Raw genomic sequence first — 12457 nt, 5'->3', positions numbered from 1 at the left:
ATGAGTTAGTGCCCTCACGCTCCCCAAATGTCCCGCGCGAAACGCAGGACGTTGGCGCCCAGGATCTTGTCAATGCGGGCGCGCTTGTGCCCGCGCTTGGCCAGCAGGTCGGCCAGGTGGGTGAACTGGCCGGGGCCGCGCATGTCGGCCACGAAGGGATAGGTGTCCTCGGACTCGCCCGTGGCGCTGATGCCGGCGGCGCGGCGCTGCCGGATCTCCTCGCGCAGCACGGCGCGGTAGCGGTCCAGGTCGTCGATGCCGGTGACGTCGCCGTCGGTGCCGATGGCCACGTGGTCCTCGCCACAGACGTCCAAGGCGTGTTCGATATGGCGCACCACGTCCTCGGCCTTGGCGTGGCCGTCCGGCGTCAGGAAGGGCATGAAGTAGATGCCGACCACGCCGCCGCCCTGGGCCACGCCGCGCAGCTCCGCATCCGTCTTGTTGCGCGGCAGGTCGCACACGGCGCGGCAGCCGGTGTGGCTGATGGTGATGGGGCCCTTGGCCACGGCCAGGGCGTCCAGGCAGGTCTTCTCGCCACTGTGCGACAGATCGACCATGACCCGGGCGGCCTGCAACCGCTCCACCGCCTGGCGGCCGAAATCGGTCAGGCCGGTGTTGGGTGCCATGGAACCGGCGCCCAGCGGGTTGGCGGGGTTGTAGGTCAGCTGGATGATGCGCACGCCAAGATCGGCGAACAGATCCACCCGGTCGAGGTCATTGCCCAGCTGCACCGCGTTCTGAAAACCGTAGATGACGCCTAGCTGGCCCTGGGCCTGCGCCGCGACGATGTCGGCAGCGGTGTACACCTTGCGCAGCGCGCCGGGATGCTGGCGGATAAGCCCGTCCCAGCGGCCGATGTCGCGCACCGTGAACTCGAACGGGTCCATAGGGCCGGAGACGTAGCCCAGCGTCAGGTTCACCGCCGTCAGGCCGGACTGGCGCACATCGGCCAGGGCGCGGGCGTCCACCTTGGCCTGCGGCGTGTCCGGCAGCCGGGCCGCCGCCGACTGCGGGTCCAGCGCGGCATCCACCGCGATGTTGGGGTTGGAGAAGCCGCCCAGGAAATTGATGACAGGCGCACGCATGGGGGTCTCCGCGACAGGCTTACCGGCAAGGGTTCCGGCAGAGGCGTCGGGGGCGCGACTGCGCGCCCGTACCGGGCCGGCGGCCAGCCCGCCGCCCAAGCTCGCCATTGCCCCCGCCAGCACGGCGCGGCGATCCATCATCATCATCCGGTCCCCATTTCCCACCGGGCGCCCGCCCTGCCGCCGGGTCGCCACCCTCACGATTGCGCAAAGCCTGGGAAAAAGGAAGGACGGCGTGACCCCTTTCACAGCACACCACTCCGCCGCCCGGCCACCGTTTGTCATCGGCGCCAGACTGTGCCTTGATGACGGATGCCGCCTGCGGCCACCGGAAGGGAGGTGCACGAATGTCCAAACCGGCCCTGCGGGTCCTGATCATCGGCGGCTACGGCACCTTCGGCGGCCGAATCGCCACCCTGCTGGCGGATGAGCCGGGCCTGACCCTGGTCATCGCCGGCCGATCGGCGGGCAAGGCCGCCGCCTTTTGCGCGGCCCTGGGGCGGGCGCGCGGCGCCACCCGGCTGTCGGCCCTGGCCTTCGACCGCGACGGCGACCTGACGCCCCAACTGTCGGCCGCCGCGCCCGACCTGGTGATTGATGCCACCGGCCCCTTCCAGGTCTACGGCGACGCGCCCTACCGCGTAGTGCAGGCCTGCCTGGACCTGGGCCTGCCCTATTTGGACCTGGCGGACGGCGCCGACTTCGTCATGGGCATCCAGGCCTTTGACGGGGCCGCCCGCGCGCGCGGCATTCCCGTGCTGTCGGGGGTCAGCAGCTTCCCCGTGCTGACGGCGGCGGCGGCGCGCCATCTGACCCAGGGCTGGACGGCGGTGACGGGCCTCATGGCCGGGGTCGCCCCCTCCCCCTACGCCGTGGTGGGCGCCAACGTCCTGCGCGCCATCGCCAGCTATGCCGGACGGCCCGTGCCCCTGATGCGCGACGGCGCCTGGACCCAGGGCCAGGCCATGACAGAGGTGCGGCGCCGCACCATCGCCCCGCCTGGCGTCCTGCCCCTGCGCAACACCCGCTTCGCCCTGGTGGAGGTGCCGGACCTGCGGGTGCTGCCGCCCCTGTGGCCGGGCTTGCGCGACATCTGGGTGGGGGCCGGCACACGGCCGGAAAGCGTGCACCGGGTCATGACCACGCTGGCCTGGCTGGTGCGGCTGAGGATACTGCCCAGCCTGCTGCCTCTGGCGCCCCTGTTCCACTGGGGCGCCGGTATCTTCCGCTGGGGGGAACATCGCGGCGGCATGGTCGTCGAGGTCACGGGCCGCGACGCCCAGGACCAGCCCGCCAGCCGGTCCTGGCACATGGTGGCGGAGGGGGACGACGGTCCCTACATTCCCGCCATGCCGGCCGCTGCCCTGGTGCGCCGTTGGTTGGCGGGATCACCCCCGCCCCCGGGCGCCCGTGCCGCCGTCACCGACCTGGAATTGGCGGACTATCAGCCCCTGTTCGCCCCCCGCGAGATCCACACCGGCGTGCGCGATACCTCCGGACCGGAGGCGGCCCTGTTCGCCCAGGTGATGGGGCGCGAGGCCTGGGATCGGCAACCCGCCGCCTGGCGCGCCCTTCATACCCTGCCGGCCGACGGACCGGCCACCTGGCGCGGCCGCGCCGCCGTCACCCGGGGGCGGAGCCCGCTGGCCCGCCTGGCCGCGCTGGTGGTGGGCTTTCCGCCCAGCGGCACCGACGTGCCCGTCACCGTCACCCTGAGCCGCACCGCAGGGGACGGCGAGCTGTGGGCGCGCGACTTCGCCGGCCGCCGCTTCGCCAGCCGGCAAAGCCTGGGCCGGGGCCGCAACGAGCATCTGGTGGTGGAGAGCTTCGGCCCCGCCGCCTTCGCCATGGCCCTGGTGACCGACGCCGACAGCGTGACCCTGGCCTTGCGCCGCTGGACCCTGTTCGGCCTGCCCCTGCCCCTGTGGCTGGCACCGCGCAGCGACGCCACCGAGACGGTGGCGCCCACGCCGGGCGGCGACCGCTTCCACTTCGACGTCCGCCTCAGCCATCCGCTGGCGGGACTGATCGTGCATTACCGGGGGTGGCTGGACCGGGGGTGGCTGGGGCCCGGCTGATCACGCCGCCCCCTGCAACCTCACCGCACTGTCGGTGATGGCCTGGGCCAAGGCCGCCGCCGGGCCGCGCCCCGTGGCGCCGGGGCCGGCCAGGACGAATTCCACATCCACCAGGGGCGGCAGGTGGGGCACCTCCGCCATGCCGCTGGGCAGCATGGCGCGGGGCTGAACGGTGACGCCCAGGCCGGCCAGGGCCGCGGCGCGCAGGCCGCTGAGGCTGCCGCTGACGCAGGCGATGCGCCAGGGACGGCCGTGGCGCTCCAGGCTCTCCAACGCCACGGAGCGGCTGATGCTGGGCGGGGTGTATAGCACCAGGGGCACGGGCTTGGCGGGATCCAGCACCTCCCCCTCCCGCCCCGCCCAGACGAAGCGGTCGCGCCACAGCGGGCGGCCCAGCGTGTCGCCGGGGCGGCGCTTGGCCAGCACCAAATCCAGCTCGCCCGCGTCCAGCTTCTGGTAGAGGAAGCCGCTGAGGCCCACGGTCAGTTCCAGGTCCACCGCCGGGTGGCGGCGCACGAAAGCGGCCAGCACATCGGACAGGTGGGAAATGACGAAGTCCTCCCCCGCGCCCAGCCGCACCCGGCCACGCAGGTCGGCGCCGGCGAAGTGCTGCCGCGCCCGCTCCTCCAGCTCCAGCATGCCGCGGGCGAATTCCACCAGCGCCTCGCCATCCGCCGTCAGGCGCACGGTGTGGGTGTCGCGCACGAACAGGCGGCGGCCCACCGCGTCCTCCAGCCGGCCGATCTGCTGGCTGACGGTGGACTGGCGCAGGCCCAGCCGGCGGCCGGCCTCGGTAAACCCTTGGGCGCGCGCCACTTCCATGAAAGTGCGCAACAGCGTGGTGTCCAGCATACCCATCCCCGACGACGATACGGCCATTCACGAATACGATCACAATAACAATTGTAAGCAGTCTTCAAGATGGACCGTCCAGCACTTTATGATGGTGCGTCATCTTGTTCCGCCCCTTGCCCCCGCCCCCTCGCCCGTACAAGGTTGTCAGCCCATGTCCGTCCCCGCCGCAACCGCCCCCACCACAACCGCTCCCGGCCCGTCCATGCCTTCTTCCCGGAAGCCCTCCACGGTCTTGCTGTGGCTGGCGCGCCTGAAGCCCGACACCTTCACCCTGCTGCTGGTGGGCACGGTGGTGCTGGCCTCGTTCCTGCCGGCCAAGGGCGGCATGATCGGCGTGGCCAACGGGGCCACGGACGTGGCGGTCTTCCTGCTGTTCTTCCTCTATGGCGCCCGCCTGTCGCGTGAGGCGGTGATCGGCGGACTGACGCAGTGGCGGCTGCATCTGCTGGTGACGCTGTGCACCTTCGCCCTGTTCCCCCTGGTGGGGCTGGCGCTGAAGCCGCTGGTGAACCTGGACATCCTGACGCCCGACCTCTACCTGGGCGTGCTGTTCCTCTGCACCCTGCCGTCCACGGTGCAGTCGTCCATCGCCTTCACCTCCATCGCCGGCGGCAATGTGGCGGCGGCCATCTGCAGCGCCTCGGCCAGCAACCTGCTGGGCATGGTGGTCACGCCCCTGCTGGTAGGCCTGCTGCTGGCCAAGGCGGGCGCCGGCTTTTCGGCCGACGCGCTCACCTCCGTCTTCGTGCAGCTGCTGCTGCCCTTCGTGTTGGGCCAGCTGCTGCGGTCCCGCATCGGGGATTGGGTGGCGCGCAACAAGAAGGTGCTGGGCCCGGTGGACCGCGCCAGCATCCTGCTGGTGGTCTATGGCGCCTTCAGCCACGCGGTGAACGAGGGCATCTGGCACCAGCTGGACGTGGCCAGCCTGCTGAAGGTGGTGCTGGTGGATGGCGGCCTGCTGGCCCTGATCCTGGTGCTGACCACCGTCATCAGCCGCCGCCTGCACCTGTCGCGGGCCGATGAGATCGCCGTGGTGTTCTGCGGCTCGAAGAAAAGCCTGGTCAGCGGCATTCCCATGGCCAACGTGCTGTTCGCCGGCCACGCCGTGGGCATGATCGTCCTGCCCCTGATGCTGTTCCACCAGATCCAGCTGATGGTCTGCGCCGTGCTGGCCCGGCGCTATGCCGGCAGCCATCCGCCGGGGTATGTGGCGGCGGAATAACCAAGCCTTCCCGAGAGATGCCCCGCCGGCGCCTGAGGTAGGGGAAAAGCTAACACTCCGGCAGGTTCACCGCCAGGCCGCCCAGGGACGTTTCCTTGTACAGGTCCTTCATGTCGGCGCCGGTGCGCCGCATGGTCTCGATCACCCGGTCCAGGCTGACCTTGTGCGTGCCGTCGCCCATCAGGGCCAGACGGGCGGCGTCGATGGCCTTGATGGCGCCCATGGCGTTGCGCTCGATGCAGGGGATCTGCACCAGGCCCTTGATGGGGTCGCAGGTCAGGCCCAGGTTGTGCTCCATCCCGATCTCGGCCGCGTTCTCGATCTGGGCGTTGGTGCCGCCCATGGCGGCGGTCAGGCCGGCGGCGGCCATGGAGCAGGCCACCCCCACCTCGCCCTGGCAGCCGACCTCGGCCGCTGAGATGCTGGCGTTGCGCTTGTACAGGCCGCCGATGGCGGCGGCCGTCAGCAGGAAGATGTGCAGGCGGCGGCGGTCGGGGTCGTGGAAGCGCTCGTAATAGCGCAGGACCGCCGGGATGATGCCGGCCGCCCCATTGGTGGGGGAAGTGACGACCTTGCCGCCGGCCGCGTTCTCCTCATTCACCGCCAGGGCCCACAGGTTCACCCAGTCCATGACCGACAGCGGGTCGCGCAGCATGCGTTCCTGCCGCTGCAGCAGCTGGGCGTGGATCTTGGCCGCGCGGCGCGGCACGTCCAGCCCGCCGGGCAGGATGCCGGTCTCGCGCATGCCCCGGTCGATGCAGGCGTCCATGGTGCCCAGGATGCGGTCCAGGCCCTGGTCGATTTCCGCGTCCGTGCGGCCGGCGCGCTCATTCTCGCGCATCAGTTCGGCGATGGTCAGGCCGGCCTTGGCCGCCATGTCCAGCAACTGGTCGGCGTTGGCGAAATCATAGGGCACGGCCGGGCCCGGGTTGGCGGGGGCGTTGGCCCGCGCCTCATCCTCATCCAGCACGAAGCCGCCGCCGACGGAGTAGTAGGTGCCGCGTGTCAGCTCCGCGCCCGCCGCGTCGAAGGCCACGAAGGTGATGGCGTTGGGGTGGAAGGGCAGCTGGCTGCCGCCTTCCCAGCGGATGTCGCGGTCGGCGTCGAAGTCGATCTCATGGCCGTCCGCGCCATTCAGCGGCAGGCGCCGGCTGGTCAGGACGCGGGCGACCAGGGCGGCGCAGGCGTCGGGATCGGCATCCGCCGGCATCTGGCCGGTCAGGCCGATGATGGCGGCGGTGTCGGTGGCGTGGCCCCGGCCGGTCAGCGCCAAGGAACCGTAGAGCTGCACCTCCACCCGCGCCACGGCGGCCAGGCGCCCACCCTGGGCCACGCGCCGGACAAAGCGGCAGGCGGCCGTCATGGGCCCCATGGTGTGGGAGCTGGAAGGGCCGACGCCCACCTTGAACAGTTCGAAGACGCTGATGCTCATGCCCGTAACCCTATTCCCGCGCGGGCCCGTCCCGCCGGCAACCCTGCGCGGGCATCCACGGGCGCTCAACCGCCAGGCGCCTTGATACAAGGTTCGCGGGATGCCCGCCACAGGCATCGCCACATCATATTATTTGATATTGCTTAAAATGAAGCGGGCCCGGAAAGGTCATGCTTCCCGGGCCCGCCATCAGGGGCCAGGCCGTCGTCTTCCGCCCGACCAAGGTGTTCAGAGGTGCCGAGGGGCCCCGGATCAGAACGTCTTGGTCACGCCGAAGTAAAAGCCGCGGCGCGGGCCATATTGCGGGGCGCCCACACCGACCCCCGTTCCGTCACGGATCTCATACTTCTCATCGAACAGGTTGATGACGTCGAAGCGCACGTCCATCAGGCCCACGGTCGGCAGGTCCAGGGTCTGGACCACGCCCAGGTTGACCTGGACGTACCCCGGCAGGGCGGCGCCATTGGGCGTGGCACCGTCGGAGCGCAGGCCCGAGCCGTAGATCAGGTCGGTGGTCAGCAGCGTCCTGTCGATGCGGTAGCTGGCGCCGGCTGAGGCAGTGAAGCGCTGGTCGTGGTCCACCGGGATGAAGTGGTTGGAGATGTAGTCCAGGTCATCCTGGCTGAAACTGAACTGGCTGGAGACGATCTTCTTGCCCTCCGCCTTCGACACCGCGAAGTTGGCGTAGGATTGGAAGTTGTCCACCGCGTAGGTCAGCGACAGCTCAATGCCCTTCTGCGTGCCTTCGTCATAGTTGAAGGGCGTCAGGATGATGGGCGCGCCGAACTGGCCCTCATCCAGCATGTTCTTGGACTTCTTGTAATAACCGTCCAGGCCCACGGTCAGGGCGTCGGTCAGCTTCTGTTCGATGCCGACGTCGAAATAATTGGCGCGTTCGGCCTTGGGCGCGTCGTTGATGCTGCTGGCGGCGGCGGCGCTGGTGCCGGCGTACTTGGCGACGGCCGTGTTGGACACCAGCTCGAACGGCGGCGGGGTGAAGTAACGGGAATAGCCGGCGTGCACCGTCGTGCCCGGCGTCGCCTGCCACACCAGGTTCACGCGCGGGCTGAACTGGCTTTCGCTGTCGAACTGCTGGAAGCTGTCGAAGCGGCCGCCGAAGTTCAGGGTCCAATCCGGCGCGAACTTCCATTCGTCCTGCAGGTAAACGCTTTCGCTGTACCCGGTCTTGCCGAAGGTGTCGCGCACCGTGGTCGGGCTGCCGCCGATCTGGTTGCCGGCGTCGTCCACCGGAAACACCTGGGAATTGGTGATGCCGGAGGAGCGTTCGACCTGCAGCAGCAGGCCGGCGCGCAAGGTGTGCTGGTCGTTGACCACCCAGCTGCCGTCCGTCTGCCAGCCGCCGGCGATGGAGCGGCGGTAGGCTTCCTGCGAAATGCCGTTGTACAGCAGGTCGGGCACCGGGTCGGGCTTGAACCACAGGCTGGAATAGCGGCCGTAGACGGACGACTGGATGGTCACCGCGTCCAGCGCCTTGAGGTATGTCGCGGCGGCGTAGTGGGTGATTTCCCGCTGGTCCTCGTCGATCCTGTCGCTGGGATAGTCGGTCTGGCCATTGAAATTATAGCCCAGGCTGGGCGACTGGCCGGAGCGGGTGGGGATTTGGAACTGCCCGCGCTCCGTCCCCGCCATAAGGCTGACCTGGGTGTCGGGGTCCAGGATGTCCTGCAGAAAGACAAAGCCGCGGCCGTTTTCCGTCCGGTCGTGGTTGGGCTTGCCGCTGCCATCGGGGCTCTCGATGCCCACGCCGCTGGTCTTGAAATCGCCCGAGGCGAAGTAGTTCAGGTTGCCCGAGGAACCGGAGATGTCGAAGCTGGTCTGCAGCGTGTCGTAGCTGCCGCCGTAGACGCTGATGTCGCCGCCATTGTCGAAGGCGCCGGATTTGGTCTGGATGTCGATGATGCCGGCGGTGCGCAGGCCGTACTGCGCCGGCAGGGCACCCGTCACCAGGCTGACGCTGTGGGCGAAGCGGGGGCTGAGCGTCTGGCCGAAGCCGCTGATGCCTTCCGGCAGGATGACGCCGTTGATGCGGTACTGGACGTTGGCGTGCTCACCCCGGATGTGCAACTGGCCAAAGCTGTCCTGCGCCACGCCCGGCGCCTGCAGGATCACCTGGTTCAGGCCATTGTTCACGCCGCCGGGCTGCGCCTCCAGCGCACTTTCGTCCAGCTTGTAAGTGGAGGCGCCCAGGTCGGGCTGGATGCTGTTGCGCGCGTCCAGCAGACGCTTGGCGGTGATGACGATCTCCGGCACCGGGCCGCTGGCGGAACTGTTGCCCAGCTGGCCGCTGCCGCCGGCCGGTTCCGCCGCCGCGTCACCCGCTGGATTGTCCGCCGCCAGGGCCACCGTGCTGACCGATCCCAACAGAATGGCGCCCATCACGCCGGCGCGCCCCACCTTGAAAGCCATACCTTCCCACCTTTCGTGAAGGCCGCCCCAGCGCGGGCGGCCCCTGTTCCCCTCATGCCGCCTCCTTGGACCCAGGCCAAACCGCCCCCGTTGCCGCACCCAGGGACGGGCGCGGCCGGCGAGAGCGGCTGGGTGGGCTGGAGACAGGACCCGAACTGCCAAGTTTTCGTTATGTTATAGTATAACGTGGTTCGGTTCTAACCCGCCTCCCCGGGTGCGTCAACGGGAAAGCGCAGGTGCAGCAAAAGACAGAAGGTCGCAGGCGGACAGCCCGGTTGCGGCGTGGCGCCAGGGGCGGGCACGGCCCCACCGTCCCTCAGGACGCCACGGCGTCGGGGACCAGCTCGTACACCCGGCGCCAGTCGCCGGCGCCCACGGCGGCGATGGTGCCGGCCAGCAGGCGGGCCCGGTCCGCGTCCCCCTCGGCACAGGCGGTGTCCAGCGTGCGGGCCAGGGCCTGCAGGCGGCCCAGCCCGGCGCTGCCGGCGGTGGCGATCAGGTCGTGCGCCTCACGCTTCAGGCCGCCCACATCGCCGGCGGCGGCCTGGGTGCCGATGCGGTCCACCCGCGCCAAGCCGTTGGTCACCATCTCCTGCACCAGGACGCGGAACTGCGGCACCGGCACCAGGGCCGAGAGACGGCCCAGCACGGTGGGGTCGAAGATGGACGCGTCCGGCTGGGGAGCCGTCACGGCAGGCGCGGGCGGCGGGACCACGGGCGCCTCGACCGGGGGCGTCCTGTCGCGGCCCAGCCAGAAGGCCACGCGCTCCAGCAACTGGCCGTGGTCGAAGGGCTTCACCAGATGGTCGTCCATACCGGCGGCCAGATGGTCGTCGGCCCGGTCGGACAGGCTGTGCGCGGTAAGGGCGATGACCGGCACCCGCCGGCCGGTGCCGGCCTCCGCCGCGCGCAGGCGGCGCGTCGCCTCCAGCCCGTTCATCACCGGCATCTGCATGTCCATCAGCACTAGGTCGATGGGGCCGCCGGCGTCGCCCTCTTCGGCCAGGATGTCCAGCGCCTCTTGGCCATTATGGGCCAGACGCACGCTGTAGCCGGCGCGGCGCAACAGCAGCAGGGCCACCTGCTGGTTCACCGCGTTGTCCTCCACCAGCAGGATGCGGCCGGCGGCGCGCCTGTCCCCGTGTATGCCCCCAGGGACAGAGCCATCGCCGAAGGTGGGGGCGTCAGGGGCCAGGTCCAGCACCGCGGCCGCGTCCAGCGCCAGCCGGGCGGCCTCCTCGGCGCTGGCCGGCACTAGGGGGATGGTGAACCAGAAACGGCTGCCCGCCCCTTCATGACTATCGACGCCGATGTGCCCGCCCATCAGCTCCACCAGGTCGCGGCAGATGGCGAGGCCCAGGCCGGTACCGCCATAACGGCGCGAGATGGTCTCATCCGCCTGGACATAGCGTTCGAACAGGCGGCCGGCCTGGGCGGGCGATAGCCCCACGCCGGTGTCGGTGACGGAGAAGCACAGCAAGCCTGCCTCCTCACCCGCCGCCGGCGCCACGGTGATGGTGACGCCGCCGCTATCGGTGAAGCGCAGGGCGTTGCTGACCAGGTTCAGCAGGATCTGGCGCAAACGGGCCGGGTCGCCGCGATAGGCGGGCCGCAGGGCCGGGTCCAGCGCCACCGTCAGCGTCAAGCCCTTCTGCTGGGCACTGGGCAGCATCAGGCGGCGCACCCCGTCCACCAGATCCTCCAGATTGAAGGCCAATTCCTCCAACTCCAGCTTGCCCGCCTCGATCTTGGAAACGTCCAGGATGTCGTTGACGATGGTCAGCAGGGATTGGCCGCTCTGTTGCAGGGTGCGCACCTGGGGCCTCACCTCGGGCGGCAAGGGGCCGGCCAGCAGCAGCTGGGCGATGCCCAGGATGCCGTTCAAGGGCGTGCGCACCTCGTGGCTCATGGCCGCCAGGAAATTGGACTTGGCCTGGTTGGCGGCCTGGGCCACGGCACGGGCACGGTCCCGTTCCTCCGCCAAGGCTGCCAGCGACGCCGCCTGGCCTTCCAGGCGAATCTGGTCGTCCATCAGGCGGAGGTTGGCGGCGGCCAGCGCCGCCGTGCGGTCTTCCACCCGTTTTTCCAGGGTGGCGTTGGCCTGGGCCAGTTCACCGGCCTGCGCCCGCACGGTGGCGAAGGCGGTGCGCAGGCTGTCGGCCAGGGACACGATCTCACGATCGCCCGCCACGGCAGGCAATGTCGCGAGCGGATCCTCCTGGTCCCCGGTCTCGGGAATGGGCCGCAGGCGCAGGCGTTCGGCGGCGCGGGTCAGGCGCACGATGGGGGCCGCCAGCTGCCCGGCGGCGAACCAGCCCAGCAGCAGCGCCAGCAAGGTGATGCCGCTGCCGGCATAGGCGACCAGGCGCCGCAACTCCCGCACCGGGGCCAGGGCCACCGCGGCAGGCTGGCGCGCCACGATCCACCAGCCCAGGCCCGGATAGTCGCGATAGCCCTTGCTTTGGCTGACACCGACGAGGAAATCGCCCGGCTTGCCGTCCGGCCAGGTGACGGTGGGCTGGCCGCCGGGCCCCCGGGCCACCGTCAGTTCCCGGCCCAGGAAGGGCTCCGGCCCCAGCAGCACGGTGCCGCCCTGGGACAGCACCAGCACCTGTACGCCGGACCGCTCCGCCGTGGCGCCCAGGACGGACCGCGTCACCTCCACCGCCCAGGACCAGCTGAGATGGGCACCCAGCACACCCTGCACCGCGCCCGTCTCATCATGCACGGCAGCGGCGACATCGACGAAGCGCAGGGGGTCGGCCCCTGGCGCCGCCAGCACCTTTTGCAGCAGCTTGGCCTCGTGCACGTCGCCGGCATAGGAACCCTGGTCGCGCGCGGCGGCGAACCAGGGGCGCTGGGACACGTCCACCCCCTCCAGCACGCGGTCGGCGGACACCATGACCCGCCCGCCGGGGTCGGCGAAGCCGATCCAGGCGTAAGAGGGGAAGGTTTGCTTCAGCCGGTCCAGCCAGCGGCGCTGCCGCGCCTCATCCGCACCGACCTTGAAGACGCTGTTGAGGGAGGCGGCAACCTGCACGTCGCGCCAGCGCTCGAACATGCCTCGGTCCAGCTTGTCGCCCGTCTGGAAGGCGATATCGGCCATCTGGCGGGCGATATCGGTGCGTACCCGGTCTGCCGCCAAGTCGCCAATGACCATGGCCGCCGCCAGCGTGGCCATGGCGACCAGCACACCAAAGGTCAAGGCGAGGCGTAGGCGTAGCGACATCCAACCGGCGCTGAGGTTCGGGCCCGAGGCCGCCACAATAACCCGGCGCGCGATCACGATATATAGATACCGGAGGAGAGGGCACGGGCGCGCCGCGCGGCGGGCGGCACCGCCCGAGATGACCCTGCG

Annotated in this window: 7 protein-coding genes; 2 read left to right on the top strand and 5 right to left on the bottom strand. The window is 70.2% G+C overall.

Features of this window, described 5'->3' with window-relative positions:
• Positions 1-14 precede the first annotated feature (14 nt).
• Positions 15-1085 carry a dipeptidase gene (locus tag P5F91_RS00405; protein WP_277906094.1) on the bottom strand — a complete coding sequence of 357 codons (1071 nt, stop codon included), beginning with the start codon at positions 1083-1085 and terminating at the stop codon, positions 15-17.
• A 347-nt stretch (positions 1086-1432) separates the two neighbouring features.
• Between P5F91_RS00405 and P5F91_RS00400 the strand changes: the two genes are divergently transcribed.
• Positions 1433-3163, top strand: a complete 1731-nt coding sequence (locus P5F91_RS00400; RefSeq protein ID WP_277906093.1) for a saccharopine dehydrogenase family protein — start codon at positions 1433-1435, stop codon at positions 3161-3163.
• On the opposite strand, the gene P5F91_RS00395 is transcribed toward P5F91_RS00400, so the two are convergent.
• Entirely contained in the window at positions 3164-4015 is an 852-nt protein-coding gene (locus P5F91_RS00395; RefSeq protein WP_186454920.1) for a LysR substrate-binding domain-containing protein, read from the bottom strand.
• Between the two features lie 205 nt (positions 4016-4220).
• Between P5F91_RS00395 and P5F91_RS00390 the strand changes: the two genes are divergently transcribed.
• Positions 4221-5240: a bile acid:sodium symporter family protein gene (locus tag P5F91_RS00390; RefSeq protein ID WP_145612850.1), complete on the top strand. Its 1020-nt coding sequence runs from the start codon at positions 4221-4223 to the stop codon at positions 5238-5240.
• Positions 5241-5289: 49 nt separating this feature from the next.
• Here P5F91_RS00390 and P5F91_RS00385 read toward each other — a convergent pair whose 3' ends face one another.
• From P5F91_RS00385 to P5F91_RS00375, 3 genes are all read right to left on the bottom strand, one after another.
• On the bottom strand, positions 5290-6672 hold the full coding sequence (locus P5F91_RS00385) for an L-serine ammonia-lyase (protein WP_277906092.1): 1383 nt from the start codon (positions 6670-6672) through the stop codon (positions 5290-5292).
• Positions 6673-6924: 252 nt separating this feature from the next.
• Positions 6925-9099, bottom strand: coding sequence for a TonB-dependent receptor (locus P5F91_RS00380; RefSeq protein WP_277906091.1), 2175 nt, complete (start codon positions 9097-9099; stop codon positions 6925-6927).
• 316 nt (positions 9100-9415) lie between these two features.
• Positions 9416-12328, bottom strand: coding sequence for a hybrid sensor histidine kinase/response regulator (locus P5F91_RS00375; protein WP_277906090.1), 2913 nt, complete (start codon positions 12326-12328; stop codon positions 9416-9418).
• Between the last annotated feature and the right edge of the window lie 129 nt (positions 12329-12457).

Source organism: Nitrospirillum amazonense, assembly GCF_029594735.1.
GTDB classification, from domain to species: domain Bacteria; phylum Pseudomonadota; class Alphaproteobacteria; order Azospirillales; family Azospirillaceae; genus Nitrospirillum; species Nitrospirillum amazonense.
This window is presented reverse-complemented; position numbering and strand designations above follow the sequence as displayed.

Excerpts from the sequence above, each read along its gene's own strand:
- P5F91_RS00390 (WP_145612850.1), top strand. The coding sequence starts at position 4,221 with ATGCCTTCTTCCCGGAAGCCCTCCACGGTCTTGCTGTGGCTGGCGCGC.
- P5F91_RS00375 (WP_277906090.1), bottom strand. The coding sequence starts at position 12,328 with ATGTCGCTACGCCTACGCCTCGCCTTGACCTTTGGTGTGCTGGTCGCC.
- P5F91_RS00395 (WP_186454920.1), bottom strand. The coding sequence starts at position 4,015 with ATGCTGGACACCACGCTGTTGCGCACTTTCATGGAAGTGGCGCGCGCC.
- P5F91_RS00405 (WP_277906094.1), bottom strand. The coding sequence starts at position 1,085 with ATGCGTGCGCCTGTCATCAATTTCCTGGGCGGCTTCTCCAACCCCAAC.
- P5F91_RS00400 (WP_277906093.1), top strand. The coding sequence starts at position 1,433 with ATGTCCAAACCGGCCCTGCGGGTCCTGATCATCGGCGGCTACGGCACC.
- P5F91_RS00385 (WP_277906092.1), bottom strand. The coding sequence starts at position 6,672 with ATGAGCATCAGCGTCTTCGAACTGTTCAAGGTGGGCGTCGGCCCTTCC.
- P5F91_RS00380 (WP_277906091.1), bottom strand. The coding sequence starts at position 9,099 with ATGGCTTTCAAGGTGGGGCGCGCCGGCGTGATGGGCGCCATTCTGTTG.